General features: G+C 75.6%; 1 pseudogene. It reads left to right on the top strand.

From position 1 onward, the window contains the following. Positions 1 to 606: pseudogene (locus PYV61_RS26240) on the top strand (hypothetical protein); the annotation flags it as partial. Between the last annotated feature and the right edge of the window lie 90 nt (positions 607 to 696).

The following is a 696-nucleotide window of genomic DNA, read 5'->3' as shown; positions in this document are numbered from 1 at the left end:
CCCGCTCGCCCGCGCCGCGCCCCGCCCTCGCTCGAGGTCGCGCTCCCCGACTCGCTGCGCGGCGCCGGGGACGTCGGCCCGCGCTCGGCGGTGGTGCTGACCCTCGTCCCGACGCGCGACGTGCCGGGCCCGCGCAAGACGCCGCGCGACAGCACGCGCCGCGACTCCTCCGCCGCGCGCCCGGCGGCCCGCGGCGGCCCGTCGTGGCCGACCCGCTTCGGGCGCGGCGCGCTGGCGGTGGTGCGGCGCGTGCCGGGGCTCCGCCCGAAGGCCAAGGTCACGCCCCCCGACACGACGCCGCTCGACCTGACGGTGGAGCTGGTGGACGCCGCGGGGCGCGCCGCGCCGCTGTCGCTCGCCAGCTACGGGCCGGTGCGCCGCCCGCTCGAGATCCGCGTCCTGCGCCGCCCGGAGCGCGACCGCGAGAACTTCCGCACGACGTTCGAGCTGGTGCCGCAGACGTTCGTGATGCCCGTGTCCGACTTCGCGGCCGCGGCGCCGGGCTTCGACGCGGCGAGCGTGAAGGCGGTGCGGCTCAAGTTCGACAAGACCGAGAAGGGGACGGTGATCCTCACCCACCTCGGCATCGGCGCGGCACAGCCCTGAACTACCAGGAGAACGGATGAGACGGATCCGAACGAGGCGATTATCAAAGATCTGGTAGCAGATTGGAGGCTCCATCCGCGCGGAGGGAGC

Source organism: Roseisolibacter sp. H3M3-2, assembly GCF_029211165.1.
GTDB lineage: Bacteria > Gemmatimonadota > Gemmatimonadetes > Gemmatimonadales > Gemmatimonadaceae > Roseisolibacter.
This window is presented reverse-complemented; position numbering and strand designations above follow the sequence as displayed.